The sequence below is a fragment of the Bradyrhizobium sp. UNPF46 genome, from assembly GCF_006658625.1.
Taxonomy (GTDB): domain Bacteria; phylum Pseudomonadota; class Alphaproteobacteria; order Rhizobiales; family Xanthobacteraceae; genus Bradyrhizobium; species Bradyrhizobium nitroreducens.
In genome coordinates this window covers 1-25,396 of record NZ_LFJB01000049.1, presented here as the reverse complement: position 1 = coordinate 25,396, position 25,396 = coordinate 1, and the positions used below count along the sequence as shown (strand labels likewise).

39 protein-coding genes, 2 tRNA genes and 1 pseudogene are annotated in these 25,396 nt (G+C 62.2%); 21 read left to right on the top strand and 21 right to left on the bottom strand.

Features of this window, described 5'->3' with window-relative positions:
- Positions 1–45 precede the first annotated feature (45 nt).
- A complete protein-coding gene (locus tag UNPF46_RS20595) occupies positions 46–816 on the bottom strand; it encodes a hypothetical protein (RefSeq protein WP_246668702.1) in 771 nt (256 codons plus the stop codon).
- Between the two features lie 308 nt (positions 817–1,124).
- On the opposite strand from UNPF46_RS20595, the gene UNPF46_RS20590 reads away from it, so the two are divergent.
- Complete coding sequence (locus UNPF46_RS20590; RefSeq protein ID WP_142251222.1) at positions 1,125–2,576, top strand: bifunctional class I SAM-dependent methyltransferase/glycosyltransferase family 2 protein; 1,452 nt, start codon at positions 1,125–1,127, stop codon at positions 2,574–2,576.
- A 61-nt stretch (positions 2,577–2,637) separates the two neighbouring features.
- Positions 2,638–4,275 (top strand): hypothetical protein, encoded by a 1,638-nt coding sequence (locus UNPF46_RS20585; RefSeq protein ID WP_142251221.1) that lies wholly within the window; start codon positions 2,638–2,640, stop codon positions 4,273–4,275.
- Here UNPF46_RS20585 and UNPF46_RS20580 read toward each other — a convergent pair.
- Positions 4,263–4,337, bottom strand: a tRNA-Glu gene (locus UNPF46_RS20580). The two genes, UNPF46_RS20585 and UNPF46_RS20580, sit on opposite strands and share 13 nt — an antisense overlap.
- A 217-nt stretch (positions 4,338–4,554) precedes the next feature.
- Here UNPF46_RS20580 and UNPF46_RS20575 point away from each other — a divergent pair.
- Genes UNPF46_RS20575 through UNPF46_RS20565 form a run of 3 tightly spaced genes read left to right on the top strand, consistent with a single transcriptional unit; the run spans position 4,555 to position 5,278 of the window.
- Complete coding sequence (locus UNPF46_RS20575) at positions 4,555–4,809, top strand: PilZ domain-containing protein (RefSeq protein WP_100176812.1); 255 nt, start codon at positions 4,555–4,557, stop codon at positions 4,807–4,809.
- 56 nt (positions 4,810–4,865) lie between these two features.
- Positions 4,866–5,111: a hypothetical protein gene (locus UNPF46_RS20570; protein WP_142251220.1), complete on the top strand. Its 246-nt coding sequence runs from the start codon at positions 4,866–4,868 to the stop codon at positions 5,109–5,111.
- On the top strand, positions 5,111–5,278 hold the full coding sequence (locus UNPF46_RS20565) for a hypothetical protein (RefSeq protein ID WP_097662679.1): 168 nt from the start codon (positions 5,111–5,113) through the stop codon (positions 5,276–5,278). Before UNPF46_RS20570 ends, UNPF46_RS20565 begins: the two co-directional genes overlap by 1 nt.
- Before the next feature lie 126 nt (positions 5,279–5,404).
- Here the strand turns inward: UNPF46_RS20565 and UNPF46_RS20560 are convergent, their stop codons facing one another.
- The 9 genes and pseudogenes from UNPF46_RS20560 to UNPF46_RS20530 all read right to left on the bottom strand — a co-directional run bounded on the left by UNPF46_RS20560 (position 5,405) and on the right by UNPF46_RS20530 (position 12,421).
- A complete protein-coding gene (locus tag UNPF46_RS20560; protein WP_142251219.1) occupies positions 5,405–6,043 on the bottom strand; it encodes a glutathione S-transferase family protein in 639 nt (212 codons plus the stop codon).
- 370 nt (positions 6,044–6,413) lie between these two features.
- Positions 6,414–6,866 carry a VOC family protein gene (locus UNPF46_RS20555; protein WP_100176808.1) on the bottom strand — a complete coding sequence of 151 codons (453 nt, stop codon included), beginning with the start codon at positions 6,864–6,866 and terminating at the stop codon, positions 6,414–6,416.
- 301 nt (positions 6,867–7,167) lie between these two features.
- Positions 7,168–7,638: a hypothetical protein gene (locus UNPF46_RS20550; RefSeq protein ID WP_142251218.1), complete on the bottom strand. Its 471-nt coding sequence runs from the start codon at positions 7,636–7,638 to the stop codon at positions 7,168–7,170.
- A gap of 406 nt (positions 7,639–8,044) precedes the next feature.
- On the bottom strand, positions 8,045–9,646 hold the full coding sequence (locus UNPF46_RS20545; protein ID WP_210248344.1) for a GmrSD restriction endonuclease domain-containing protein: 1,602 nt from the start codon (positions 9,644–9,646) through the stop codon (positions 8,045–8,047).
- Between the two features lie 222 nt (positions 9,647–9,868).
- The gene (locus UNPF46_RS38730; protein ID WP_142251265.1) at positions 9,869–9,940 is read right to left on the bottom strand and encodes a CGNR zinc finger domain-containing protein; all 72 of its coding nucleotides are present in this window, start codon (positions 9,938–9,940) and stop codon (positions 9,869–9,871) included.
- Positions 9,941–10,055: 115 nt separating this feature from the next.
- A complete protein-coding gene (locus UNPF46_RS38725; RefSeq protein WP_502705495.1) occupies positions 10,056–10,514 on the bottom strand; it encodes a tannase/feruloyl esterase family alpha/beta hydrolase in 459 nt (152 codons plus the stop codon).
- A gap of 87 nt (positions 10,515–10,601) precedes the next feature.
- Positions 10,602–11,486: pseudogene (locus tag UNPF46_RS38720) on the bottom strand (tannase/feruloyl esterase family alpha/beta hydrolase); the annotation flags it as partial.
- Between the two features lie 532 nt (positions 11,487–12,018).
- Positions 12,019–12,171 (bottom strand): hypothetical protein, encoded by a 153-nt coding sequence (locus UNPF46_RS37605; RefSeq protein WP_181770031.1) that lies wholly within the window; start codon positions 12,169–12,171, stop codon positions 12,019–12,021.
- 58 nt (positions 12,172–12,229) lie between these two features.
- Positions 12,230–12,421 (bottom strand): DUF3072 domain-containing protein, encoded by a 192-nt coding sequence (locus UNPF46_RS20530; protein ID WP_142251216.1) that lies wholly within the window; start codon positions 12,419–12,421, stop codon positions 12,230–12,232.
- A 95-nt stretch (positions 12,422–12,516) separates the two neighbouring features.
- Here UNPF46_RS20530 and UNPF46_RS20525 point away from each other — a divergent pair, with 95 nt between their 5' ends.
- From UNPF46_RS20525 to UNPF46_RS20515, 4 genes are all read left to right on the top strand, one after another.
- Positions 12,517–12,750 carry a hypothetical protein gene (locus UNPF46_RS20525; protein WP_142251215.1) on the top strand — a complete coding sequence of 78 codons (234 nt, stop codon included), beginning with the start codon at positions 12,517–12,519 and terminating at the stop codon, positions 12,748–12,750.
- Positions 12,747–12,971 carry a hypothetical protein gene (locus UNPF46_RS20520; protein ID WP_246668700.1) on the top strand — a complete coding sequence of 75 codons (225 nt, stop codon included), beginning with the start codon at positions 12,747–12,749 and terminating at the stop codon, positions 12,969–12,971. The genes UNPF46_RS20525 and UNPF46_RS20520 overlap by 4 nt, the downstream gene beginning before the upstream one ends.
- 183 nt (positions 12,972–13,154) lie before the next feature.
- The gene (locus UNPF46_RS37600; protein WP_181770030.1) at positions 13,155–13,322 is read left to right on the top strand and encodes a hypothetical protein; all 168 of its coding nucleotides are present in this window, start codon (positions 13,155–13,157) and stop codon (positions 13,320–13,322) included.
- Positions 13,323–13,332: 10 nt separating this feature from the next.
- Positions 13,333–13,710, top strand: a complete 378-nt coding sequence (locus UNPF46_RS20515) for a hypothetical protein (RefSeq protein ID WP_142251213.1) — start codon at positions 13,333–13,335, stop codon at positions 13,708–13,710.
- Positions 13,711–13,765: 55 nt separating this feature from the next.
- On the opposite strand, the gene UNPF46_RS20510 is transcribed toward UNPF46_RS20515, so the two are convergent.
- Both UNPF46_RS20510 and UNPF46_RS20505 read right to left on the bottom strand, forming a co-directional pair.
- Positions 13,766–14,068, bottom strand: coding sequence for a hypothetical protein (locus tag UNPF46_RS20510; RefSeq protein ID WP_142251212.1), 303 nt, complete (start codon positions 14,066–14,068; stop codon positions 13,766–13,768).
- A gap of 112 nt (positions 14,069–14,180) precedes the next feature.
- Positions 14,181–14,672 (bottom strand): hypothetical protein, encoded by a 492-nt coding sequence (locus UNPF46_RS20505; protein WP_100176800.1) that lies wholly within the window; start codon positions 14,670–14,672, stop codon positions 14,181–14,183.
- Between the two features lie 352 nt (positions 14,673–15,024).
- On the opposite strand from UNPF46_RS20505, the gene UNPF46_RS20500 reads away from it, so the two are divergent.
- Complete coding sequence (locus UNPF46_RS20500) at positions 15,025–15,321, top strand: HU family DNA-binding protein (protein ID WP_018323108.1); 297 nt, start codon at positions 15,025–15,027, stop codon at positions 15,319–15,321.
- A gap of 49 nt (positions 15,322–15,370) precedes the next feature.
- On the opposite strand, the gene UNPF46_RS20495 is transcribed toward UNPF46_RS20500, so the two are convergent.
- Positions 15,371–15,778, bottom strand: a complete 408-nt coding sequence (locus UNPF46_RS20495; protein ID WP_142251211.1) for a hypothetical protein — start codon at positions 15,776–15,778, stop codon at positions 15,371–15,373.
- Positions 15,779–16,041: 263 nt separating this feature from the next.
- Between UNPF46_RS20495 and UNPF46_RS37595 the strand changes: the two genes are divergently transcribed.
- The gene (locus tag UNPF46_RS37595; RefSeq protein WP_174718893.1) at positions 16,042–16,179 is read left to right on the top strand and encodes a hypothetical protein; all 138 of its coding nucleotides are present in this window, start codon (positions 16,042–16,044) and stop codon (positions 16,177–16,179) included.
- A gap of 197 nt (positions 16,180–16,376) precedes the next feature.
- Here UNPF46_RS37595 and UNPF46_RS20490 read toward each other — a convergent pair whose 3' ends face one another.
- Positions 16,377–16,556: a hypothetical protein gene (locus UNPF46_RS20490; RefSeq protein ID WP_142251210.1), complete on the bottom strand. Its 180-nt coding sequence runs from the start codon at positions 16,554–16,556 to the stop codon at positions 16,377–16,379.
- 191 nt (positions 16,557–16,747) lie between these two features.
- Between UNPF46_RS20490 and UNPF46_RS20485 the strand changes: the two genes are divergently transcribed.
- Positions 16,748–16,969, top strand: coding sequence for a hypothetical protein (locus tag UNPF46_RS20485; RefSeq protein ID WP_142251209.1), 222 nt, complete (start codon positions 16,748–16,750; stop codon positions 16,967–16,969).
- A gap of 344 nt (positions 16,970–17,313) precedes the next feature.
- A complete protein-coding gene (locus UNPF46_RS20480) occupies positions 17,314–17,511 on the top strand; it encodes a hypothetical protein (RefSeq protein WP_142251208.1) in 198 nt (65 codons plus the stop codon).
- Positions 17,512–17,526: 15 nt separating this feature from the next.
- Here the strand turns inward: UNPF46_RS20480 and UNPF46_RS38555 are convergent, their stop codons facing one another.
- Entirely contained in the window at positions 17,527–17,649 is a 123-nt protein-coding gene (locus UNPF46_RS38555) for a hypothetical protein (protein ID WP_142251207.1), read from the bottom strand.
- Between the two features lie 78 nt (positions 17,650–17,727).
- A complete protein-coding gene (locus UNPF46_RS20470) occupies positions 17,728–17,958 on the bottom strand; it encodes a hypothetical protein (RefSeq protein WP_100176796.1) in 231 nt (76 codons plus the stop codon).
- 285 nt (positions 17,959–18,243) lie between these two features.
- Here UNPF46_RS20470 and UNPF46_RS20465 point away from each other — a divergent pair, with 285 nt between their 5' ends.
- On the top strand, positions 18,244–18,531 hold the full coding sequence (locus UNPF46_RS20465; protein ID WP_100176795.1) for a hypothetical protein: 288 nt from the start codon (positions 18,244–18,246) through the stop codon (positions 18,529–18,531).
- Between the two features lie 67 nt (positions 18,532–18,598).
- Here UNPF46_RS20465 and UNPF46_RS37590 read toward each other — a convergent pair whose 3' ends face one another.
- Positions 18,599–18,763: a hypothetical protein gene (locus UNPF46_RS37590; RefSeq protein WP_162832225.1), complete on the bottom strand. Its 165-nt coding sequence runs from the start codon at positions 18,761–18,763 to the stop codon at positions 18,599–18,601.
- Between the two features lie 242 nt (positions 18,764–19,005).
- Here UNPF46_RS37590 and UNPF46_RS20460 point away from each other — a divergent pair, with 242 nt between their 5' ends.
- The 6 genes from UNPF46_RS20460 (at position 19,006) to UNPF46_RS20435 (ending at position 22,826) form a co-directional block, all read left to right on the top strand.
- Entirely contained in the window at positions 19,006–19,767 is a 762-nt protein-coding gene (locus UNPF46_RS20460) for an SIR2 family NAD-dependent protein deacylase (protein ID WP_181770029.1), read from the top strand.
- Positions 19,768–19,965: 198 nt separating this feature from the next.
- Complete coding sequence (locus UNPF46_RS20455; protein WP_174718891.1) at positions 19,966–20,628, top strand: cold-shock protein; 663 nt, start codon at positions 19,966–19,968, stop codon at positions 20,626–20,628.
- A 152-nt stretch (positions 20,629–20,780) separates the two neighbouring features.
- Positions 20,781–21,266 carry a DUF192 domain-containing protein gene (locus UNPF46_RS20450; RefSeq protein WP_142251206.1) on the top strand — a complete coding sequence of 162 codons (486 nt, stop codon included), beginning with the start codon at positions 20,781–20,783 and terminating at the stop codon, positions 21,264–21,266.
- Between the two features lie 74 nt (positions 21,267–21,340).
- A tRNA-Pro gene (locus UNPF46_RS20445) sits at positions 21,341–21,417 on the top strand.
- 160 nt (positions 21,418–21,577) lie between these two features.
- Positions 21,578–21,952 carry a hypothetical protein gene (locus UNPF46_RS20440; protein ID WP_142251205.1) on the top strand — a complete coding sequence of 125 codons (375 nt, stop codon included), beginning with the start codon at positions 21,578–21,580 and terminating at the stop codon, positions 21,950–21,952.
- A gap of 679 nt (positions 21,953–22,631) precedes the next feature.
- On the top strand, positions 22,632–22,826 hold the full coding sequence (locus UNPF46_RS20435) for a hypothetical protein (RefSeq protein ID WP_100176791.1): 195 nt from the start codon (positions 22,632–22,634) through the stop codon (positions 22,824–22,826).
- 58 nt (positions 22,827–22,884) lie between these two features.
- On the opposite strand, the gene UNPF46_RS20430 is transcribed toward UNPF46_RS20435, so the two are convergent.
- Positions 22,885–23,283: a translational machinery protein gene (locus UNPF46_RS20430; RefSeq protein ID WP_142251204.1), complete on the bottom strand. Its 399-nt coding sequence runs from the start codon at positions 23,281–23,283 to the stop codon at positions 22,885–22,887.
- A 169-nt stretch (positions 23,284–23,452) separates the two neighbouring features.
- Positions 23,453–24,628, bottom strand: coding sequence for an OpgC domain-containing protein (locus tag UNPF46_RS20425; protein ID WP_100176789.1), 1,176 nt, complete (start codon positions 24,626–24,628; stop codon positions 23,453–23,455).
- 255 nt (positions 24,629–24,883) lie between these two features.
- Between UNPF46_RS20425 and UNPF46_RS20420 the strand changes: the two genes are divergently transcribed.
- Positions 24,884–25,189, top strand: a complete 306-nt coding sequence (locus tag UNPF46_RS20420; RefSeq protein ID WP_014495449.1) for an ETC complex I subunit — start codon at positions 24,884–24,886, stop codon at positions 25,187–25,189.
- A 4-nt stretch (positions 25,190–25,193) separates the two neighbouring features.
- Here the strand turns inward: UNPF46_RS20420 and UNPF46_RS38120 are convergent.
- Positions 25,194–25,396, bottom strand: a 203-nt coding sequence (locus UNPF46_RS38120) for a hypothetical protein (protein ID WP_210248343.1), incomplete at its 5' end; no start/stop codon positions are given.

The window sequence follows — 25,396 nt, the reverse complement described above, 5'->3', positions numbered from 1 at the left end:
AACATCGTCATCCTGGGGCGATGAAGCGACCGCACAGCGCGACGTCTAGGGAAATCCGGACAGCACCAGCAAAGCGAGCGCGCCAACGGCCATGGCGAACTGGATCATCGCCCATGTCAGGCCGTTCGGGCTGATCTCCACGCCCAGCGGCGGCAAGGCGCGTCGCATTCCGAACGCCGTGAATGCTTCGACGACGGCGAGCAGAAGGCCAATGCCGGCGAGGGAAGACCAAGACTCCGCCGGAGGCATCCAGGGTGCGAGCCAGGCGGGGACGGCACCTCTCAACAGGCCGAGTAACGCGAACCATCCGAACCAGAACGGGAAGCGCTTGACGATGTCGGCGCCGATCGTTTCGGGCTCGAGCCGGATACCGATCATTGCGAGGACGCTTTCAATGCGCTCGCCGTCGGTCAGGAAGACAAACGCGCCGAGATAGAGAGGAACGTGCGACTGGAAGATCAAGGCGACGACACCGAACAGGATGAAGTGGCCGACGACATCGCCGAGAATATCCTTGGCGATCTTGCCTGACGTTGCAGCCGCGGCTGGCGCAAGATCTGCCCGACGCTGCGGACGTGATCTGACGCGCGCCATGTGCTCCAGCATTTTGGCGCGCCGGTCCGCCGAATATGGTGCCGTGCGGCGCATCCATGCCGGTGGCGCGGTCGTCACGGAGGGGAGGCCGGACTGACTTTCCGGGGCCGACTTGCCTTGCTCCATGGCCAACCAGATCCCCTTCAATCCGTGATGCCGATCGTGGCGGGCGACCCGGCTTCTTTCGGACGTTGGTCGGAGGTGAGGGCCGGGAAGGTTCATGCCGGGTGGCGGATATTTGCCGCTGGTCGCCCCTGGCCGAGCACGAGTTGGCGCCCGATTTCCGCAAATCCGCAAGGGCTGATTTCGTGCCGCTCCGGAAAGGTCCTCCTTCATGGGCCCGATGCCAGACATATCCAGCTTGTCGACGATCTTCCTGTTGCTCTCGCTCCCCAGTTGCGCTTGAGTGCCGACAGGTCTGGGGGGACCATATTGATGTCTGATTTCTTGGCTGCGGCGACTTCGGCCGCCGCGATATATTTTGCGGTCGATTTCAGTTCCGGCAGGCTCAGTGCGACCTGTGTCTTGCCATGGATTTGACCGTCATGTCCGGCTGCCTGTCTCCGCGGAAAGCAGGTATTCTCGATCACGCTGATCGCATGGCCACGGATCGCGTGGCATGGCGCGGGAAGAACAGCTTTTTCCACGCCGAGGATGAACGCTATCTCCGGTTTCTGATTCCGCCGGGAAGTCGCGTTCTCGACATCGGCTGCGGCATTGGCGATACGCTCGCAAGCCTCGCGCCATCACATGGCGTCGGGGTCGATTTCTGTCGCAGGCAAATCGCGATCGCGCGACAGCGCCACCCCGATCTCACTTTCGTCGAAGGCGATGCCGAGGATCCCGCCACGCTCGACGCGCTGCAAGGTCCGTTCGACTATATCCTCGTCCTCGATACGATCGGCTCGATGGAGGATTGTCAGAAGTTCATCGCGCAGCTGCATCCGTTCTGCACGCGGGATACACGGCTGGTGATCGGCTATTTCTCGCATCTGTGGTATCCCCTGCTGAAATTCGCGGAGCTCGTTGGCCTGCGGATGCCGCAACCGGACCAGAACGTGCTGTCGCCGCCCGATCTGCGCAACCTTGCCAGGCTTGCGGATTTCGATCCGGTGAAGTCGGAGCAACGTGTGCTCTCGCCGGTCCGGATGTTCGGGCTCGGGCGATTTCTCAATCGTTTCGTCAGCGTGCTGCCGGGAATCCGCCAATTGGCGCTTCGGCATTATCTGGTCGCACGGTCCAGCCGCAGGGCGAGGGAAGACTTTGCCTCGGCTACCGTCGTCGTCCCGGCGCGCAACGAGCGCGGCAATATCGAGCCTGCGGTCCTGCGAATTCCGGACTTCTGCAACGATGTCGAGATCATCTTCGTCGAAGGCCACAGCCAGGACGGCACCTTCGAGGAGATGGAGCGGGTCAGGCAGGCCTATCCATCCAAGGACATCAAGGTGATGCGCCAGCCCGGCAAGGGCAAGGCCGACGCCGTCTTCGCCGCGTTCGACGTGGCGCGCGGCGACGTGCTGATCATTCTCGACGCCGACCTGACCATGCCGCCGGAGCAGATTCCGAAATTCGTCGAAGCGCTGCTGGCGGGCAAGGGCGAGTTCGTCAATGGCTCGCGGCTGGTCTATCCGATGGACGATGGCGCGATGCGCTTTCTCAATCTGATCGCCAACAAGATCTTTTCCTACCTGTTCTCCTGGCTGCTCAATCAGCGTTATACCGACACGCTGTGCGGCACCAAGGTCCTTCGCCGCAGCGATTATCAGCGCCTGAAGGCCGGCAAGGCCTATTTCGGCGATTTCGATCCGTTCGGTGACTTCGACCTGATCTTCGGCGCATCGAAGCTCAACCTGAAGTCGGTGGATCTGCCGATCCGCTACGCCGCGCGCACCTATGGCGAGACCCAGATCTCCAGGTTTCGCCATGGTTGGATGTTGCTGAAGATGGTGGCTTTCGCCTTCCTCAAGATCAAGGCGATCTAGACACGGAAGCCACGGTTGGGCGACGATGATCTCAGACCATTACTGTTTTCCCGACGCCCGCGTGAGCGGAAGGATCAGAACGCTGCTGATCCTCATCGTGCCGTCGCTGTATCTGGCGGCGACGCTGCTCTATTCGGCCCATCAGGCCGTCTGGGGCGTCCAGGTCGATCCGGAATCGGCGTACACGATGAACGGGCTGGCGGCGGCGGCGGGATACGGCTCGCTGAAATTCGATCATCCGGGAACGACCACGACCCTGCTCGTCGAGCTGATCGTCAGGGGCTGGGCCGTGATCGCCCGGGCCGAGGATATCGTCGCGTTCGGGCTCGAACATTACGACGCGATCACACGGGCGGCGCGCACCGGCGAGGCGCTGGTGCTCACCGGCGCGCTGCTGGCCGGAGGGCTCGTCGTCGGTCGGACGACGCAGAGCGCGATCGCCGCGATGCTGTTTCAGGCCGGCGCGTTCGTGCATCCCGATGCGTTTCACTTCCAGACGGTGCTTGCGCCGGAAAGCCTGATGGCCGCAATCGCCCTGTTCGGCATGGCGATCGTGATCAAGGCTACGCTCGATGCGCATCCGCCGGCGACGAATATCGGCGTCGGGTGCGGGATCATTTTCGCGCTCGGGTTCTCGACGAAATATCTCTATCTGCCGCAGGGGCTGCTCGCGGTGTGCCTGCTCAGAAACAGGCGCGCCTTCGTCGCTGCCGTGATCACCGGGGCGATCGGGTTCGTCGGCTTCAGCCTGATCTTCAATCCGGGAACGGTCACGCGCGGGTTCGGATGGCTTGTGCAGATCGCCACCCACAAGGGAAATTACGGCGAGGGCGAGCCGGGGTTCATCGATTTCGGAATATTCTGGTCGAACATGGCCGAGATCGTCAAAGCCGCGCCGCTCGTGCTCGGCGTGTACATCGCAGCGGCGGCCGTGGCGCTGGCTTGGTGCGTCAAGAACTGGAGCTGGCGGGATCCGAACAGCCTGACGCTCTGTGCTGCCACTCTCATCTATGCCGCGCATCTGGTGGCGACATCGAAGCACTACGCGCTCCATTACATGATGGCGCCCTGGGTCCTGACCGGCGGCGTGCTGGTCCTGGTCGTGGTGCAGCTCAAGCGGCTGGCCCCGGCCGTTCCGTCGACCGTGTTGAGCTTGGTTGCGGGCGGCCTTTGCGCCGCCATGAGCGCGACGACGCTGATCGACGCCCATGCCGCAGCGCTGCATGCGTTCCGCGCGAATGAGATCGGGGCCCGGCTTTCGAAGGCCGTGGCCGCGGCGGGTCCCGCCTGCGCCAATGTCTCCGGCATGTTCGTGCGCGCGCCGGAGAACGACATGAATCACGGCTGGGACATGACGGTGCAGCTCTGGGGCGACCAGGCGATGCGGGAGCGGTTCTCCACGGCCTATGCGAACGCTTCTCCGGCCCGGCTGCTGGACCACAACACCTACACGCACGTCCTCAAGAACAACTTTCGACCGTACAGCTATGCGACTCTCGGTGCGGACTATCCCTGCATCGTCGTCCGCTCGGCCGTGGCGCTCGAGGCCGACAATGCGATCGGACTCCTGGCGCTCAATCCGGACCATTGCGTCATCGAGGGGATTCACGTCTATACCGTCGGGCTTGCCTGCGCGAAGGTGCGCAGCAGCTTTCGGGAGCAGCGGGGAGGGGAACCCGGGCCGGGTGGCGCTCCCTAGCGGAATCGAACCGCTCTCTCCACCGTGAAAGGGTGGCGTCCTAACCGATAGACGAAGGGAGCAACGCAGGGCCCCGCCGTTCCCCGGCACGGCCACTGGCCGGCCGAACAGGGCCCGGCGGCTTGCAGCGGGCGAACGTATAGTGGCCTTTCCGCCTCCGGGCAAGCCGTTCGGGGCGGTCTTTTGGCGCCGGTGGATAGTGTTCCCCCGGGATGATCTGGGGGCGATTTCAACGGTTTCTTAGGGTTCCGTGAGTAGCGCTGGACTGGGAGATTTCCAATGCCACCGCCGAAAAAGCGCGCAGCCCGCAAGCTGCTGTCGCAGCACGCCTGGATCACGCTCGACGGCGGCTTCGCCGCGCGGCATTGCCTGGTCCAGGACATTTCAGCTTCGGGCGCCAAGATCACGCTGGACGAGGATGCCGGCCAGCTCCCGGGCGTGATCCGGCTCGCCTTTGCACGCGACGCGCGCACCGGGCGGAGCTGCCAGGTGGTATGGCGCCGCGGCAAATCGGCCGGCATCAAGTTCATCTGATCGCGGCCGCGGAAGGCCCGATGGCGCGCGATGTCCGTCCGGGCTAGAACGCCGCCATGCGTCTGCCGCTTCTTATCCTGATCCCGTTGCTCGCCGGATCCGCTGCCGCGGCCGAGGCCCTGCGTCTGCCGCCTGCCGAGCGGCCCAAGCCGGGCACGACCGTGCCGCTGAAGGGGGAGGCCGGCAAGGCCCGCGCCGGCTCCTGCGCCTCCTATGGCCCGCGGTTCGTCATGGTCGAGGGCACCGGCACCTGCGTCAAGGTCGGCGGCTCGATCAGCGTCGACACCACCACGAGGCGCTGATGCCGGCGGATCTGCTGCGCCTCGACCTCATTGTCCCCGTCCTGATGTACTGCGCGCTGCTGTGGTGGGTCGGCCGCGGCCTCAGCTGGACGGCGCGGCTGGCGACCGCGGCGGTGACCTTGGTGCTGATCGTCTGCGTCCTTCTGGTCGAGCGCGGCTGGCGCTGAGCCAAAACAAAAAACGCGAAAACAACCCCATGCACAGTAGCCGTCAAGCGCCGACGTGACGCACCCGGCTTGCGCCGAAACACGGATTCATCCCGCGCTCAGCACAGCTTACGCCGCGGCGCCGGTTCACGACATCGGCGGTGCGACATGTTGTGCAAAGCCGGGCCGTTTGCCGAGCTCGGCGAGCCAGCGCGTCAGATGCGGCTGCGCCGGCCGGGTGATGCCTTCGACGCCGAGCCAGCGCCGCGCATAGGAGCCGAGCGCGATGTCGGCGAGCGTGAACGCATCACCCTCCATGAAGCGGCGCGAGGAGAGCAGGCGGTCGGCGATCGCCCAGACCTCGGCGGCGGCATCGGCATCGCGCTGCACCTGGATCATGTCGCGCTCGGCGGGCGCCGTGCGCACGATGCCCCAGAACACCGGGCGGTCGACCGGCTGCACCGTCGACAGCGTCCAGTCGAGCCAGCGGTCGACCGAGGCGCGGCTCTTCGGCGCCTCCGGATAGATCGGCGTGCCGCGTCCATGCGCGAGGCAGAGATAGCGCATGATCGAATTGGATTCCCACAGCACGAAGTCGTCCTCGACCAATGTCGGGATTCGCGCATTGGGGTTCATCGCCAGATACGCGGCCTCGCGCGTCCTGCCGTAGCTCATGCCGGCGTCGATGCGCTCGTAAGCGAGGCCGAGTTCGGTCAGGCACCACAGCACCTTCTGCACGTTGACCGAATTGGCGCGGCCCCAGATCGTCAGCTTGGTATCCGGCATGAGGTGTCTCCCGCGGCATTGTCCGGTGTCGTAGCCTGGATGGAGCGAAGCGCAATCCGGGGCCGGCGCCCCCGCATTCCGCTGCGCTCCATGCGGGCTACAAATCCATGCCGCGGGTGATAGCGGAATTCGGCGCGCCGCGCGATGCGATTGCGGCGCGCCTCTCATGCAAAAAGCTCCGCACGCGGCGGAGCTTTCGTTGCAAGATCGAAACTGACGTCAGCGGCCGAAGAACAGCCACAACAGAATGATCACCGGGATCGGCACGCCCAGCAGCCACAGCAGAATTCCACGTCCCATGATTTCCTCCTCCAATCGCATTGTCGGAGGGTGAACGCAGGGGACGAGGGCTTGTTCCAGCGTCCGCAGCCTACCAGTGGCCGGTGTTGGGCATCGACAACCACGGCTCCTGCGGCGGCTTCGGGTCGCCCTTCTGCAACAGCTCGATCGAGTGCAGGTCCGGCGAGCGGACGAACGCCATGTTGCCGTCGCGCGGCGGGCGGTTGATGGTGACGCCGGCCTTCTGCAGCCTCTCGCAGGTGGCGTAGATGTCGTCGACCTCATAGGCGAGATGGCCGAAGAAGCGGTCCTCGCCGTACTTCTCCTCGTCCCAGTTGTAGGTGAGCTCGACCAGCGGCGCGCCGCGCGTCGGCGGCTGCTTCTTCAGCGCCTCGAGATCGTCCGCCGAGCACAGGAACACCAGCGTGAATCGCCCCTTGTCGTTCTCGATCCGCCGCACCTCCTTCAGCCCGAAAGCATCGACATAGAATTTCAGCGCGACATCGAGATTGCGCACGCGCAGCATGGTGTGGAGGTATCGCATGGGTGGGGCTCCCTTTGGACAGACGGGTTTTGCTTTGGGCCGGGACGGCGGGGGTAGGAGATAGCAGGAAAGTGGAAGGAGGGGCAGGGGGATCGGGACGGTGAGTGGACCGCGAAGAATGTGAACCAAGGCCACTCGATTGACGCTTGGCTCCGAGCGTGGATCAAGTCTACAGGACGAGCAGGTGACGATTAATTCAGTGCACCGTCACCGCAATAGCGTAATGATAATGTCAGTGACGGCAGGGCAGGGATGCAGTCCAGCCCAACACCGCAAAATCATAAATTACAAGATCGTCCTTCTAGGTCATCCTCAGGGGATTGAAGACATGAAAGCCCGCGGCGGCGACTATCATCGCCAACATTAGAGTTCCTTCCAAGACGGACGCTCGGAATCTCCGCGGCCGGGGTATATGCGGATTACCGCTAATATCCAACCCGGCCAATCGAGACTGAGCCATTCGATAGCCGAACCACCCTCGAAGGTTCTCTGCGACCATCAACAGTGCGATTAACGTGATAAACGCAACAAGCGCGTCTGCGAGAGCAGCGAATTGCTGAAGTCGCTCGGACGACGGCCCGTTAGGCATGATGCTCAGGTAGGCTGAGCCGCCGACTACCAGTGTAATCAACTGAATGTAGAGCTTGAATGCTTCCATTATTCGAGCATTGTGCTCTTTTACTTGCGACGAGACGAACTTGTATTCTTCATCAACGCTGACACGAGACTTCGATGAGCGCGGGCCGGCTAAGTTGTCAAGTTTGAAGCGCATGAAAGACCCCCTTTGGGTTGGTTTTCCGTCGTTCTACGTAGCAGCTCGTAGGGTGGGTAGGGCAATTGGTGACAGTGCACTTAATTGCCGCTGTACGTTAAGCGTAGCCCGAAGCCGCAGCATCAGTAGGGCGTCAATTTGCGAAGGAATTGAGTGCACTGAAGACCATCTAGCTGGCCTTCGCGACCAAGAAGGCGGTGGAGCTAAAGTGAGTTCGAAGTGACCGTAATTCCCGTTGCAATCGCAATCCACCACATGATGAAAGCAAAATACGGTGACAGTGCACTCAATTCGGCACTGTCCAACAAGTGCGGCCGAAACCGCGAAGCCGGTAGGACAATCGTGGCAAAAGTTTTGTGCACTGTCACGGTAACCCAGGGAATGGCGCGCGGAGCGGATCAGATATTCAAGCGCCTTTCTTCTTCTTAGGCGTCGTGCCGCCGTCGAGTAATTCCTTGGCGTAGTCAAACAGAAGGGTCGCGCGGGCACTAACGAACTGTTCGAAATCATCTTCCCAAGTCGAAGGTGGTAAAAAGTTGGCGGTTTCGATGTCGTCGATATCCTCGCCCAGCTTCTTTCGGTACTCGCTCGGGGCGCTCCCGGAAATCGTGTTATTGTCGCTCCGAGAGAGGAAACACATATTCGCTAGGCAGGAGTCGTCCAGCTTCGAATTCTTCGACGTCTTCAGAAAGCTCCTGGGATGTATGTGATGAAACTCATTCCGATTGTATTCCTTGAGGGCCTTTCTCAGGTCGATTTTGTTTCCGCTAATGAAAGACCTCGGGCCATTCTGAGCAAGCAGAAGGATAAAGGTTCTTGAGACAACCGAATTCAAGCGAAACGTGTTGGTAAGAAAGAAAAGTGGGGTAAAGGAATTTGCGGGGTGAGTGAGTTTTGTTAGGCTGCCTTCTGCAAGTTTTGCAAACTCAACCACGTCCTCCCGAAGGCTCTTGATGGGCTGGCTATTGTATTTCCTGTGAATGCAGGTATGCCAAAACCAGCGAAGTATTTCTTTGCGTTGGTTGTTTGTAACCTTCTTCTGCTTGGACGGCTCGCCGGCAAAAAACACGGTGAGAGGGACGAGGAGATTGTTGTAAGGAAGGTTATCTAGGTTCTCGACGTGAAGGTTCTTCCGCAGAAAGTCGATTGCGCCCTTTATTCCGGTTACTACGTGGTCGAAGTCCTCTCTTACCTTCGAGCCATTGAGCGAAATCAGGGAGTCCGGCGAAGGGTCGCGCACCATAACGGCGCTGCAACATCTCAGAAGGAGGTCTTTGTCGCCTCCAACATCCTTGAAGCCAAAGGGCGTCAGGTCATTCGCCAGATCCTCAAATCGTTGGTTGAGGTCGAAATCGCCGCTCCACGTCCAGGCACTTAAGAGCTGGACGGTATCGAGTTCAACGCCACGCTGGTTGACTCGTTCGAACACGATAGCAACGGCGGTCTTGTCCTCCGTTGTGATGGTCTGGACCGGAATGAGGGCTTCCTTGAACCGGGCCTGTATCTTGTCGAGCCGAGCAATGGTGGCATCGTCATAGTCGGCCGTTTCCTTCCGGTAAAGGACAGGGTCGAACAGGTATCCGATGGGGAAATACCTTTCTGAGACTTCGTTGTCCTCAAGAGCTGTAAACGAGGACTCTTGCGCATTCTCGCTGGCCTCCATGTCGTAGTAGATTTTGGCCCACAACGGTTTTTGGGGCAGGGTTATCTCGGTCTGGAACACTCCAAAAATGGACGTGATGCGCTGCTGGCCGTCCAGGATGTAATCTGTCGGGTACTCGGGATCGTTCTGAGGGAGCTCGAAGGGTCCTAAATCGCGTTCGTGGGTTAGCTCCTGCTTGGTTCGCCAAAGCAGGATGGAACCGAAGGGATACCCCTTGTAGATGCTATCCATGAGGTAGGCGACCCGCTCCGGGTCCCACACGAAGCCCCGCTGGAAGTTCGGGACGCGCATTCGCCCGGCCATAAGTTCTTCGATGATTTTACGGATATTGAGCGGCTCAGCCAACGCGAATCCCCCTGGTTCTTGACGTAGAAGTTGCAGGGATGAGAGGCAGAATCAAGGGTTGGGCCAATGCAAGCCTCAGGGCTGCGGCACGGGGTTGATCGCACTTGTCGCTGTCACGGCCAATTCTCTTAAGGCTCAGCCTTTCTTGCCGAGGCCCTTCGCTCGGCGCTTTGCGTAAGCGGTTCGTGCCTGCTCGCGATTTCCGCAGATTTCGCTTGAACACTACAGGTGAGTTCGGTTTGGGCTTTGATCGACATAGAGCCAGCCGCAACGGTCGGCTGGGCAGCAACCGATGCGGAGTTACGGTGATGGTGCACGAAAATGGCGCCCATCGGGCGGCCGTAGAACGATTATGGCGAACGAGTTTGATGCACTGCCGCCGTAATCCCACCGTGATCGCCCATCGCCCCTACTTGCACTCAAAGCTCGCCGCGCTCTCCGGATCGCCTTGGCCCTTGTACTGCGCATGTTGCGGATAGGCGCACAGCGGCCGGCTGCGACCGGGAAAGGCCGGTCCCGTCGCGACCACCGCATCGGGGGCCTTGCCGTCTTCCACCCAGTTCACGACGGCGCTGAGGAGATCGAAACGGTCGAGCGTTGCGCCGCTCGAGCAGTGGCCCATGCCGGGGACGAGGAAGGCCCGGCTCGATTTCTCCCGCACCAATTCCATGCCGCCGGAATCCGCCGCCATGCGCTCGTAGTAATTCACGGTGTCGTTCGCCGAGAACCAGGGATCGCTCACGCCGTGGTAAAACAGCAGCTTGCCGCCATGGCCGAAGTAGCTCGACAGGTTGGTCCAGTAGGCGGTGTTGGTGAGGCGATCCATCCCGCTCGCGTTGACCCGGTCTTCGAGCTGATCGACGTTGATGCTTTCCCAAACCGGCGGTCCGACCGGACTGCGCGCGCCTGTTGTCAGGATGCCGGGAATGGCAACGCCTTCGGCGGCTACGCCGCTGTCCCACGGGAACGGCGGGTAGACCTGCGTGCCGCGTGAATTCTTCGGTCCGGCAAAAGCTTTCTTCAAGGCGTCGACCTGCGGCGGCGCCAGGCAGGAATCGGTCTTGTCGCCGTTGCAGGTGAGGACCGCGGGATCGAATTGACAGGCCTTGCCGTCGAAGATCAGGCCATCCTTGACGCCGTCCTTGGCGTCGCAGGCATCGAGGATCGCCTTCGTGATCAGCTTGCGCTCGTCTGCGGAAAACGTCTTGGCGGGCTCCGGCTTGCCGGACGGATCTTTCGGCGCGATCTGGCTGAAGGCCGCGTTGGCCCAGGCGAGACCGATGTTGGAATTGCCGGTGCGCATCGCAGGCGCGCCGGCGACAATGCCGTCGAATTGTTCGGGATAGCGCGCTGACGCCAGCATGCCTTCGCGGCCCCCGGTCGAGCACCCCGTGAAATAGGAACGCTTTGCCGGCTGGCCATAGTAGTGCGCGACGATCGCCTTGGCGGCCATCGTTACCTTGCCGACGGATGCATTGGCGAAGTTGAGCGCGGCTTCCTGGTCCTTCAGGAACGAGGCATCGAACACCGCGCCCTGATGACCGCTATCGGTCGTAACAACGGCAAAGCCGCGCGCCAGCGCCGGCACCTCGCCGGCCGCCTGGTAACCCAGCGGCGGCCGGATCGAGCCGTTCAAACCGCCGCCGCCCTGAAACAAGAACCGACCGTTCCAGCGATCGGGCAGGGCAACGGCAAAGCCGATCGCGTAGGACTTGCCCTCGACGCCGACGCGCTGATCGATCACGCCATCCGCGCGGCAGTTCGGTGGCAGCGCCACAGAGACGGTGGCCGGTGCCGGCGGCGCCGGCTGCACGGTCCCCGCCGGCGCCTCCGGCACCATTTCGGCCTTGATGACCGTTGCCGTCGATCCCGGCATCTTCCAGCCGGTCAGGTCAGCGCATTTGAGCGCGGGCGGTATGTTGGCTGAATCGTCGGCGCTCGCCGGCGCGATCGCCATGACCATGATGGCCGCGACCAGACCCAGGCCAGCCATCGCATCATCAAGCGCCACGTTTCCTTTTCGCCGCATCGTTCCTCCCTGCCGCCTTCTGAATTTTATTGTGGTGCACTTAACTCACGCCAGCCGCCGGCCGAGCCGCTGCACTGAAACAATCTTGTGTTATTCGGGAGGTGCAGTCCAGCGGCGGGACTCGTTCCTAAGCAAAACGATCGCCTTCGGCTTTGCGCGAGCCGAGCGCACGCCTCGCCCTTCGAGACGACCGCTTTCAGCGGTCTCCTCAGGGTGAGGCCAAGCAGCAATTGTGTCCGTTGAAACTGGTGCTGCGCACCCGGTCCTCGTCCTGAGGGCCCGCCAGCGGCGGGCATCTCGAAGGATGGCCGCAGGCGAAATCGCTCGCCTATGCGGCGGTTTCTCAGGCCGCCTTCTCACCACTCTTCGCAACGATCTCGACTTCGAAACAGCCCATGTCGCGAAGCTCGGCGGCTTTCTTCTCGGCCGCTTCCCTGGTCTCTCGCTTCAAGACGATCTGCCCGGCACCGTCGCGGGCGCAAACGAAATAAGGCATTCTCGATTCCCAATTTCGTTTGCATACACACGACGCCGTGCTCCCGCAATTGAACGGGTCACTCGTCCAGCCCGGCCTTTTGCCGCATCTTGTCGATCAGTTCCGAGGCCTCGGCCTTGGTCAGTTCGTCCTCGGGCGGGTTCTCGTGCGCCTGCTCGGCGAGGGTCTTGAGATAGGATTCCTGGGCTCCGGTCATCGGATCGTCCCCGGAAACCCAGTCCTTCGGGTCCTTCTGACTGTTGTAGGCCATCGCAGATCTCCTTTCCGTCTCCGTACAATGTCGGACTCGACTTCTCGTTCTGTTTTTGTTCTCGTGCCCCCAATCTAAAATTCGCGAGGCGGAACATGCCGGACCTGGACTATCTCAGGCGGGAGATCGAACGGATGCGCATCCAGATGGGCAGGCAGAGGAAGGAAATCCTCCAGCTGCAGCGGGCCGGTATCGGGACCGCGTCGGCCGAGGCACTGCTGTCGCGGATGGGGGCCAAGGTCGAGAGTCTTTGCGCGCAGCGCGACGCGCTGAAGGCGGCGCAGCCGCGTGCGGCCAAGGGCAGGGTGCTCGGCGGGAGGACATGGTGAGCAGACGGTGGTTCGACGACGAGAAAGAGCTCTCGCCCTTCCTGACCGCGCTCGAGGACGTTCGCCGCAGGGCGACGCGGGAAGGGTGGTGCTATGCCCACGTCCAGGCCATCATCGTGGCGATCGACCAGTACGCGGAAGCCGCGACCGGTAACCGTGAGTACTTTTTGAACAAGCCGGTCTCGATTGGTGACAGCCGCAAGGCCGAGGGGATTGTTTGAGCGGACGCCGCGCGTTGCTTCAGCCAATCATGATGCCGGTCACGGCACCGACACGTCGATATCGGCCGCTCCCGACGAGAGAAGTGCGTCATGCGATCGTGCTGAGGGGCCGACGGAGTAACCAGACTCCGTGATCTGCAACGACGCGGTTGAACCCCAACTCCGCCGGCACGACCAATTCTCATGCTTCAAGCCCTGCTCAGCGCGATCGTGGAAATTCTGCTGTCGGCCGCATGGAGCGCCGTGGTCAGGTTCTTCGGTCTGGAAAACGTCGTCGAGATCGCGACGGCCATCTTCGGCCTTGGCTGCATCGTGATCGGCTCTGCGGTGTTGCTGCTGGGCCACGGATGAGGAAAGCGCCGTGAAGACGATCACGCTGCTTGCCGTGGCGGCCATGCTGCTGCTTGAGGTCTTCGGCCCGACGTCGAGCGTCGGCGGCTCGATGAGCTTCATGCTGGTCTTCGTCGTCGTGACGCTGGCGGTTGCGGTTGACGAGGCGTGGTCGAACGGGCGCGGGGCGTTCGGATGGATCGTCAATGTCTTTGCGTCAATCTTTGGCGGCCTGACAACGATTGCTCTGGTCGGAATGGGGATGGAGGCGATCCTGACGTATCTCCACCTCGAAGGCTCGCTCGCCTCGTCGCAGCAGCCGCTGAAATACGTCGTGGTCGCCGTGATTGCGATCTTGATGGTGGCCGGATCGTGGATCCCGCTCCAGATCGTCAACCGGCTCCGCTGACAAGGCGCTCGGCAGCCCACGGAGACAGCCAAGGCCGAACCTTGGCCGCCTGCAGTTACGCCGCAATCCGCTGTTCGACCGGAGCCGTCAGGATCTTGAGCGCCTGGGCATGCTGCAGGTCGGGGACCGCGACCGCCGTATGGCTGTAGACCGCATGCGTCCTCGAATTTGCAATCGTGTCCAGGATCTGTTTGCCCTTGATGACATGGAGGCCCATGCCTTCGTCGGTGGGGAAGATCGCCAGCACCACGTCATAGGCGGCGATGATGGCTCTGAGCGCTTCGGCCTTGTCTTCGGCGAGCTCGACAAAAACACGAACATCGGCCGCGAGTTCACGCAGCTCGTCAAAATCCAGCACTGTGGGGGTACTCCAACGCAACGAGACTGGTTGGAGCTTGGCGGCGTTGGGTTACTGAAGTGTCAACAAGACGGGCGGAGCCACAAGTTTCACGACGAGGTGACGTCACATGCTAGCGTTTGGCTTCCGTCTTGCGAAGCCGGGCCTCGGCGGCCTCGTCGACGAGGTCCAGGGCGAGGCCGTCATAGCTCAGCTTGAGCCCGCGTCCGACGATCCACATCCAGCCCTCTCGGTCCTTGATGGCTTGCGCGTTGAACTGCTCGGAGATCGATTTCACGGCACTCTCCTGCGACCCCGCATTCTTCACCGTTGCATTGACGCGCCAGATCGGGCGTCTGGCGTCAGTCCCGTCGCTGTCGACAGTGACCTTGGCGCCGTTGATGTCACATTCGAGGGTGTCCGAACCGCGGCCCTGGCGGCAGAGATAATGGCGTTGACTGACGAGCTTGCTGGTCTCGTCGAATGTCATCCCGGGCGAGAAGCCGAAGATGTCGGACTTCTTCACGAGGGCGAGGGAGGCAGGCTTCAGGAAGCTCGGCTGGAGCGCGACGATGGCTGCGACAGCAACGACGATCAAGCCTGCAATGACGATAGCGACCTTCATGAGCCCCCCGCGAGAAACCTTCAGACCATTACAGGCCGCCGGGGCGTTCTGCCATGCCCCGAAAGCGAAAACCCCGCCTGGGGGAAGCGGGGCTCTCTGGTGGGGTGAAGCTTAGGGACTTCATGAGTAAGACGCGTCAGCGGCAAAATGGTTCAAAAGGAAATTGCGTGTCCCTGCGGCATCTTGCACAGGAAGTCGGGAACCCCGGGAGAACCCCTGCTTGCGTTTTGAGCCTCGATAGGCTCTAAGCCCGGTCACTTCATGACCTCTGGCATGAATCAGAAGCGCGCCTCCGCGGTCCGGCCGCGTCACGGCAGAGTTGTTCGCGCGCACCCTTCAAAGGAATTCAGACATGGCGAAGATGACGAAGACCCAATTGATTGATGCGATTGCCGAGGGCACGCAGCTTTCGAAGAACGACGTGAAGTCGGTGATCGAATACATGGCCACCGTCGGCTACAAGGAGCTCAACGAGTCCGGTGAGTTCGTCATTCCCGGCTTCGTGAAGATGTCGGTCGTCAACAAGCCGGCGACCGAGGCCCGCATGGGCGTCAATCCTTTCACCAAGGAGCCGATGCAGTTTGCGGCCAAGCCCGCGAGCAAGTCGGTGAAGGCCTCCCCGCTGAAGGTTGCCAAGGACGCCGTCTGAGGCGCAGACGACGTCGCTGCCGCGGCTTTTTCGCGAGACGGCGCAACGATCAACGGCTGAAGAACAGGTGGTGCCCGGCGACGGCGATTCCGAACATCACCACGACGATCAGGATGAACCACAGAGAGCGCCGGTCGGCCTGTCCGGGCGCGCTCCGTGGTTTTCCGCAGGCCGGGCAGACCGAAAGCCCGATCGGGATGTCGGTCTCGCAGAATTCGCAGATCATCGGTGCCTCGAGCGAGAGGCGCGACGCGCGTAGTTTCGCCCAGCTGACGCGGCATCGCGGGACGGGAAGCCGCGCTTCATTCGGCCACTGCCAAAGAGGGAAAGTTCGTTCCCGAAGCCACGGCCCGCCGCGCCATTCAGCCGACCACGCCTCAAAAGAAAAACCCCGCGCTTTCGCACGGGGCTCTTCTGGCTGACGGCGTTGGGATTTCAGCGCCTGGCCGTCAGCCATCTCTAACAAGAAATCTGGCTCTAACTTAAGGTTGAAAATCCAAAAGGCAACAGCGCCGCGATGACGGAATATGTTCGTCCACCGCGGCGCTGCCCTGTGACTGGGCGCTGAAATCCCCAGCTTGCATGGGTCCGCGACGCGCCGAAAAGGTTCAAGGCGACATCTCCGGAGGAAATCGCGCAAAGGGCTGGACTTTTTGTTCTCATTTTGTTCTAATGAGTTGCTCTGGTAATCCCTTTCTTATGTTCCCTTGGAGGCTACTCATGACCGTCGAGAAACAGCGCGAAGTGATCAGGCTCTGGAACGAGCTGAGAAAGCTCGAGGGCCCGGCCGCAGAGGAGCTTCGCATTCAGATCCTGGAGTGCTTCGCGAAAGAGGGCAAAGCGAAGCGGGCGGCCTGATCTGCGCCAGCGAATGCCGACGACGTCCCCGGCACGCGCGGTCTCCTTCTTGAGCAGCGCTTGAGCGGCGTTAAAGGGGGGCGCGGGGAGGCACGACATGATCCATCCGAGGCCAGCTCTGGCCCGTGTCGTTGGTCGGCCGTAGCCATTCGCCACCGATCACTGAGGAGCGAACGTGCAGGAACGAACACGTGTCGTCAGCGTTCGGCCTGCATGACATGCCCGCGATGCGCCCAGCCGATGACGGCGATCTCCGCCAACAGCTTTCGATGCGAACCCTGCCGCGAGATCGTCATCGCGTTTGCGGTCGTGTCGAAATTCCTGTCGCCGAAGATTGTGCCGACGACCGCTGAAGACGTTGCGTCGCGCGCCTTCATCGATCGTTAGGAATCGCCCAGCGCCGATTTTTTCGACTCCGATTCGTTCTTCGAGAACGAAATGGAGTCGGATGCAGAACAAGTCGCGCCTGTCGGCGACGAAGTGGCGCCGTGCGTCAGAACGAGCCAGCGTGAGGCTTCGCCAGTCTCGTCCACGTCTCTTCGTTAAGGGGTGAGGCGAGGAGAGCGACATGGATGCGTGCTGGTTTCTCGCCGAGATCGCGAAAGTGTTTTGGTACGACCGGCATCCGCGCTTGCGCAGAGGCAAGCCGTCGGTGCCGCAAGTGCCGGCGCCCGCGTCGACGTCTCCGGATGCCAAATCTTCCGACGCCAGATCTTCCAATGCCAAATCTTCCAAGGCCAATTCTTCCAAGGCCAATTCTTCCAAGGCCAGGTCTCCTGATGCAACGTGATGGGATCGCTGCGTGCTCCGCATGTTTTGTTAAGAACTGCTCCGCACCGGTTTCCTGAAGTCCGATTCGTTCTGCGAGAACGAATGGTGTCGAAACTGGAACAAAGCCGGTCGGCGGGCCGCGGACCGCCGCAGCCTCGGCGTCGTGCAACTCGGCATCGTGCAATATGAAGGCGGATCGTCGCGATCGATAGGCGCCGCAAAACACCTAACGATTGTTTGCGCGGAAGCCGATAACCCTATTCGGTTAGGTTAAAAGCCCAATCGCGTTGCGCTTGCCGCGGCTTGCGGTAGGTGTCTGGCAAAGACAAGCAAGAAGCGACTTTGCCAAGAAGCCATTTTGTCATGACACCTTTTTCAGAGCCGTCCTTCTACCAGGGCGACCGGCACACCTATCGCCGCGTCGCCATCGTCGGCACGCTGTTCTGTCTCGCTTTCGTGGTGATCAGCTTTTCGCTGCGACCGCAGATCGAGGACACGCGCATTGCGGTCAAGGCCGACCGGCTGGTGCGGACGGCGAGCCAGGCGCCGCACGCCAATTAGCGCGCTGCACGCCGCTCAGCGCTCGCCGCAGACGTGATCGTCAGCCGGCGTCTGAGGGCTCGCGGTCCCGCGCGAGGCGAGCGCCACGAAGCCGGCATAGCCGGACAGGTTCGGCAAGACTTCGAGCCACGCGGGCATGTCGGCCTCTTCCGATCTGCGCGAAGAAGAATTCAACGTCCGCGCGCAATCCGGGGTTCCTTGCTCCCGCAAAGAAGCTCAAACCGGAGAGGACGGGTCGAGCCGACGCCCGAGGGTCGCAACGGATTCGCTCGACGGCTGCTCTCTCAGGAACTCGGCGATGGCCCGCGCCAGCTCGCGGTCGCTCATCGGCGTCGGCGGCGGGTGCAGGGTGCCGACCCCGAAGCTGCGGACGATCTCGTCGTAATGCCGATCGTCGGATCTGGGAACCATCCTGCGGATACGGGCCAGCAAAGCGGATAAGGGCAAGGCTTCCTCCTCCTCGATATTCCGCCCCGCTGGCAGCCGTCGGTTTCTGCTGCCACGCGTTCCCGTGAAACTGAAAACCCCGCCAGCATCGCGGAGATGCTGACGGGGTCTTCGTGCTGTTGCCTCAACCCGGATGGCGGAGGCTCCCGCACTTGGAAAGTCAATCTGCGCGGAGCGACTTCGTTCCGCAGGCCGCGAACTTTTTTCCAGGGGCCGGTTCCGCACCATGCGCGCAACCATCGCAGGTGCTCGTCGTTATCTCCAGGAGACGCGAAGGAGGAGAGCATGAAGAAGACACTGGCAGTTCTGGCCACCGTCGCAGCCGTCGGCGTGACCGCGGTTGCGGCCCCTGCGCCTGCCGAGGCACGCGGACGCGGCATCGGTCCGGGTCTCGCATTCGGCCTCGCCGCCGGCGCGATCACCGCGGGCGCGGTCGCAGCATCGCATCCTTATGGCTACGGTCCCGGCTACGGCTATTATGACGGCCCCGGCTACTATTACGGGCCCGGCCCCTACGCCTATTACGGCGGCGGACCGTACTACCGGCACCATCACCACTGGCGCCATTGGTGACGACCAGCAAGCGAAAAGCCCGGAGCGATGCTCCGGGCTTTTTTCATGCGCGTTGATCAGAGGTGTCTTACGGCCAAAGCGAGGGCCGTTCGACCTTGCGGGCGTTCTCGAGCGTCGACACGAAATACTCTTCGCGCTCGCGCTTGAATTTCTCCTGCGTGGCACGGAAGGCGGCGACACGGGCGGCGATCTCGTCGCGCTCACGGGCTTTGCGTTCTTCGTCTTCTGTCATGGCCATCCCCTCGGGTTTACTTAACTACCTCAAGCACTGCCGCCGCATCATCTTGAGTCGCATTCGCACATCCATTGGTGCTCCTGAATGGGGCGTCAATGGGGAGGAGGCATTGCAGGATTGTGATATGCGAAGGTCGGAAAAAATTGCCGAGCGCAACGCGTTAGCGCTTGATAACAGCGTCAACAATCTTGCCGCTTGCGCATGTTGCTGTCAGGCAAAACGAATCGGGAGACCGCAAATTGATTGCATCGGATCTGCAGAGCGGGGTCGAACGGCTCGGTGAGATGATCGCCGAGGCCAAGGTCATCGTGCCGTTCACCGGCGCCGGCATCTCGACCGAATGCGGTATTCCCGACTTCCGCTCGCCCGGCGGAATTTGGACACGCAACCGTCCGATCGAGTTCGGCGAATTCGTCGCGCACCAGGAGGCGCGCGACGAATCCTGGCGTCGCCGCTTTGCGATGGAGGAGGTGTTTGCGGCGGCAAAGCCCGGTCGCGGCCATCGCGCGCTGGCCTCGCTCTATCGTGCCGGCAAGGTTCCCGCCGTCATCACCCAGAACATCGACAATCTGCACCAGGCCTCCGGCTTCGCCGGCGAGCACGTGATTGAACTTCACGGCAATACCACTTATGCGCGCTGCATCGGTTGTGGGCAGGTCTATCCGCTCGATTGGGTGAAGCGTCGCTTCGACGAAGAGGGCGCCGCGCCCAACTGCACGGCCTGCGACGAGCCGGTGAAGACCGCCACGGTCTCCTTTGGACAGATGATGCCTGACGAGGAAATGCAGCGTGCGACCGCGCTGTCGCGGGCCTGCGACCTCTTCATCGCGATCGGTTCCTCGCTCGTGGTCTGGCCGGCGGCGGGCTTTCCGATGATGGCGAAGGACGCGGGCGCGCGTCTGGTGATCATCAATCGCGAGCCGACCGAACAGGACGACATCGCCGACCTTGTCATCCATCACGACATCGGCGAAGCGCTCGGCCCCTTTGTCGGCAATTGAGGCATCAATTTGATTCGCGGCTGTGCAAGCTGTTCATAGGTTCCGGCGAATCTCTTTTTTGTCTATGCCTCGCAACCGGGAGTGTTATCTTTTGAGTCGAAAGATTCGCGTCGCGTCCAATTGAGAACATTCTCTTAAGACGCGTGATTCGAGCGCCGCCGATGTGGCGGGTTGCATGGCAGTGTGGGGTCCGGGGTTATGGGGTCGTCGGACGGATTTGAGTCCAAAAAGCTCGGGGTTCCCGGGCAGGGGGTATCGTCCGGGCGGATCACGCCGGGCGAACACGGCGGTGCCGGTCGCGAGAGCGGACTCAGTCCTTTCAGCGGGCTCGGCGAGGCAAGCGCCAATCTCGTCGAAGTCCACGGCGTCATCAAGTGGTTCGACGCCTCCAAAGGCTACGGCTTCATCGTGCCCGACAACGGCTGGCCGGACGTGCTCCTGCACGTTACCGTGCTTAGGCGCGATGGCTTCCAGACCGCCTATGAAGGCGCCCGCATCGTCGTCGAGTGCATCCAGCGCGCCAAGGGATACCAGGCGTTCCGCGTGGTCTCGATGGACGAGTCGACCGCGATCCATCCGGCGCAGATGCTGCCGCCGCGCACCCATGTCACGGTCACCCCGACCAGCGGGCTGGAACGAGCCCAGGTCAAATGGTTCAACCGGCTGCGCGGCTTCGGCTTCCTGACCTGTGGCGAGGGGACGCCCGACATTTTCGTGCACATGGAGACGCTGCGCCGCTTCGGCATGACCGAGCTCAGGCCCGGCCAGTATGTCCTGGTCCGCTTCGGGCCCGGCTCCAAGGGCATGATGGCGGCCGAGATCCATCCCGAGACCGGATCGCCGGGATTGCAGTCGCACTAAGTGCGAAGAGACGCCGCGCGTCCCGACGACGCTCGAGTTACCAATTCCCGCAATCGTGAGCAGAGGCGCGTCGGCAGGCCGGCGCGCCTATGGCTTTTCCGGCGATCGCCGCGTAAGGACTGGTTCCTGTCCCACGCCTCGAGTGTTCCGCCATGAATCCTGATCGAAAGGCTGTCTGGTCCGCTCTGAAGGGTTGGCTTGCCGCCGTCCTCGTCATCGCCGGTCTTGCCGTCGGCGGCATGCCGGCCCGCGGCGCCAGCTTCCAGCCGCTGGAGATCGTCACCAAGAACGGCGTGCAAGTGTTCTCGGTCGAAATGGCGACGACCGAGGAGGAGAAGCAGACCGGCCTGATGTACCGCAAGGAGCTCGCGGACGGCAAAGGCATGCTGTTCGACTTCAGCCCCGAGCAGGAGGTGTCGATGTGGATGAAGAACACCTACGTCTCGCTCGACATGATCTTCATCGGCGCCAATGGTCGCATCCTGCGCATCGCCGAGAACACCGAGCCGATGTCGACCAAGATCATCTCGTCCCGGGGGCCCGCCCGGGCCGTGCTGGAGGTGGTGGCGGGAACGGCACAGAAATACGGCATCCGCCCCGGCGACCGCGTCGGCCACCCGCTGTTCGGCAGCAAATAGGGGCGCCTTCCGGAGGCGTTGCCAGCCTTGCTGGCGCCTTTGGAAGCGTGTATCGACGGGGCTCGCCGGACATTCGGGGTATAGCGCAGCCTGGTAGCGCGGCAGTTTTGGGTACTGCAGGTCGTTGGTTCGAATCCAGCTGCCCCGACCAGTCCCGGCGATGAATCCCTTTCATTCTCCTCGTGATTTCGACCTGTCCGGTATTCCGGGCGAGGGCGCAGATTCCTGCGCCTGCTTGGCCCGCCTGCCGCGTTGAAGGAGAGGGCGCACAACCGGCGCTGCGCCCGATATTTCCTTCAGGCGAGGTCTTCATGTCGATCAGTCCGATTGCTTCAGCCAGTGCGACCGCGACGGCGTCCCCGTCGGCCGCCACGACGTCGGCATCCCCGACGTCGGCAGCTTCATCGACGTCAGCGGCGTCGGCGACATCGGAGACGTCGTCCTCGCAATCGGCGGGTGGCAGCGCCGGATCGGGCGGCAGCGGCGCGGCCAAGACCATCGTCAGCGAGGTCTCCATCACCATCGACGGTGTCACCACCACGACGATTACCTATTCCGACGGCACCACCGAGGTGCAGACCTCGGCGAGCGCGCAAGGCAACCAGGGCGGTCAGGCGGGACAGACCTACGACGCGCAAGGCGTGCTTCAAGCCAATGGCCAGGCAGCGTCCAGCGCCGGGGTCTGAGCGAAGCCGGTCAGAATGACCGAAGCGTCATCGAACCTTTGGCTGTCGCCGTAGACATATGTGTGTTGGGGATTTCAGCGCCCAATGTCTAAACGGACGCCGCCAAGCGATGATATTCCGCTTGCGCGGCGTTGCGCTTTTCCGGCGTCATTTCGGGAAAGATCCGGCCAATCAGGCCGACGCGTGCCAGCCCGCCGGAAACGGGACGAACGGCCAGACCAAATGGTTGTCGTTCGCGGCTTTCGGCCGCTCTTGCGCCGGCGTCCTTGCGACCGGCGCAGGCGGCGTCGATCGCAGCGCCAGGCGCAGACGTGCACATTCCAAATTCATTGTAGTCGCCCCGACGAGTCTTCTCGAAAATTCAATCGCAAAATTAGGCGTCAGCTCAATCAATAATCCCGCCCCCAAGCTGGCGCGGCCGCTCTCAAATCGTGCCTACACTCTAGAATGGATCGGCACCGGCTTTCAACCGCTCCGCGGACGTTGGCCACGGGAAGTAAGGTTGACCGGTTAGGTTAAGGACGAGCGGTCGTTGCGGCCGCTCCGGCGATCGGTATCAGATTGATCCCGGCTCCCGACGGGGCCTGCAATCCGTGCTCGCACGAGATCGCAATTCATCGCGGCCTCCGCGCCAATTGAGTTCTGCGCAAGTGAGTTCTGCGTCAGTGAGTTCTACGCCATGTCCATCGATCGCAATCTCCGAACCGCCGGTCCGCAATCGACCTGGAGCGAGGTCTGGCACCTCTGGACCGTGATCGTGCCGCGCCGCTCGATCAACGGTCGGCTCGTGTACGGCAAGGTCTGGCGCCGCCACGACGGCCGCGACTGGATCTACAAGAAGTTCACCGAGTTCGACGGCGAGGAAGCGGCTTGAAGCGCGATGATCGGGGCGTGCCCCATCATCGCGCCTGGGTCTTTGCCGACGCCGCGGCCTACCCCGGTGCCTGCACGCGCGGCAGCGGCAGTTTGAAGTGACGTTTCGCGTAGGCGATGATTTCGGCGTCGGAAGGATGATCGGCCGCCTCCACCGCGGCAATCCGCTTGGCGATGTCGGGGGCGTGCGCACGAAGGTGGCTGGCCAGCTCCGTCTTCGCGCTCGCCGGACCGATGATGAGGATCTCACCGGCATCGGCGAGGGCTTTGCTCACCTCGGTGTAGAACGCCTTGTCGGGGGCGGCATGGCCGCTGCCGACCACGTTGGCCTTGTGATGAAGGTGACGCGTTGCCAGTTGCGGATGCAACGTGACTTCGTCGGAGCCGCTCAGGCCGAGATGGAAGATTTTGGCCTGCGAATGGTCGATCCATACTACGGCGTGAAAATGAGAGGGCATGTGCTTGGGCCTTGTCCGAGGGGAGGCCGCCGACATCTGTGAGGCGGCGCGTGTCGTGACGACACATTAGGCCGGCCTGCGCCACGCCTGGTTGACGCAAGTCAATCGATTATCGCCCGAGCCGCCAAGGCGATTGCCCGGCGCGCTCCGAATGTCGGTCTTTCCCGGCTCAGGCAGCCTTCGCCGCACTGGCCGCAGGCTTGGGCGGCGGGGGCTTCAGCGGCTTGTCCTGCTTCTTCGACCACGAGATGTAATAGGCCACCGTCGTCATGATCGCGATGCCGGCGATGCTGACGAAGATCTGCGCGAACAGCGACCCCGAGCTCATCGACAGCTCGAAATGGCCGACGAAGGACAGGAACACGCCGACGCAGAACACGGCGAGCGATTGCTGGCCGCAGACGATCAGGGGATCGAACACCTTCCATTCGAGCCCCGGCCATTCCTTCGGCACGAAGCGGATCACCAGGATCACGATCACGACGAAGTGGATGAAGCGATAGGGCGCAAGGTTGGTCTTGTCGTTCGGGTTGAAGGCCGAGAACAGCCACTCCGGGAACATGCCGCCGAAGGCGGGGAAGCGGCCGGCCATGGTCATGACCAGCGCGAACAGGAGATAGCCGAGACAGAGATAGAGCGTGATCGGCGCGTTGATCAGCGTCATCGATCGCCGCGCCCCGCCCATCGCGCACCAGGCGCCGAACACGAACAGCACCTGCCAGCAATACGGGTTGAAGTACCACTGGCCGGCCGGATAGGCGTTCAGATTCCAGCCGAAGTGACGCGCCGCCAGCCACAGCACGATCGCCAGCACCATGGTCAGATCGGGCTTGCGCAGCATGAACCACAGCACCGGCGGAAACAGGCCCATCAGCACGATGTAGAGCGGCAGCACGTCGAGATTGAGCGGCTTGAAGCGCAGGAACAAGCCCTGGCGCAGCGTCTCGGTGGCGTTGTCGACGAGGCCCGCGACGTTGAACTCGTTGATCATCTCGCTATCGCCGAAGCGCAGCGCCAGATAGCTGATCGAGGCGATGTAGATCACGAAAAGGATGATGTGGGCGACGTAGAGCTGCCAGACCCGCTTGGTCAGCCGGGTGGCGCCGACGATGAAGCCGCGGTCCAGCATCATGCGCGCATAGACGAACGAGGCGGTGTAGCCGGAGATGAAGACGAACAAATCGGCGGCGTCGGAAAAGCCGTAATTGCGCGTCGTGATCCAGTTCACGACGTTGTCGGGGATGTGGTCGAGGAAGATCGCCCAGTTCGCGACGCCGCGAAACAAATCGAGCCGGAGGTCACGGCCTTTTTCGGGGAGCGTGGCGTTGATGTTCAGGAAGGCCATGCGAGGGGAGCTCTCGGAAGGGGCGGACACACTGAGGTCGGGGAGGCCGTGCCACCGGGCGGGATCCCGGCGCAGAAGGCGGGTACGCAATTGTCACCGTGCAGCATAATGACTATACCGTCGCAGAGGCTACGGGGGCCGGAATCACCAATCAGTTCCCAACCGGTGTCTCTATACTATCCCCGAGGTTTGCACCAACTGCCACCCTGACGCATCGAAATCGAACGAAAAGACGAAAAACGAGGCCCGGCCCCCATGACCGCACGCATTTTCAAGCCCGCAAAGAACGCGATGCAATCCGGCCGGTCCAAGACGAAGGAATGGCAGCTGGACTACGAGCCGGAGCAGCCGCGTTCGGTCGAGCCGCTGATGGGCTGGACCTCGTCGGGGGACATGAAGCAGCAGATCACGCTGCGCTTCCACAGCAAGGAGGAGGCGGTCGCCTATTGCGAGCGCAAGGGCATCGCCTACCAGGTCATAGAGCCCCAGGATTCGATCCGCCGCCCGGTCGCCTATGCCGACAATTTCTCGTTCCGCCGCGGCGAGCCCTGGACGCATTGAGGCCTTACCGAACCGTCCCTGACCGGTCGCGCCGCCAAGCGAAGACACGTATCCGCCCCGGGCTGGAAGGCAGCCAGAAGCCAATCTCACCCGTCTTGAAGGGGGCATGAGGCTCGCGCTCGAGCATTTTCGGTTCTGATTGAATCAGAACCGAAGCTCTAGATTCTTGTTTTGACGCGTTTTCTTCACGCGAACCGGTGTCCACTT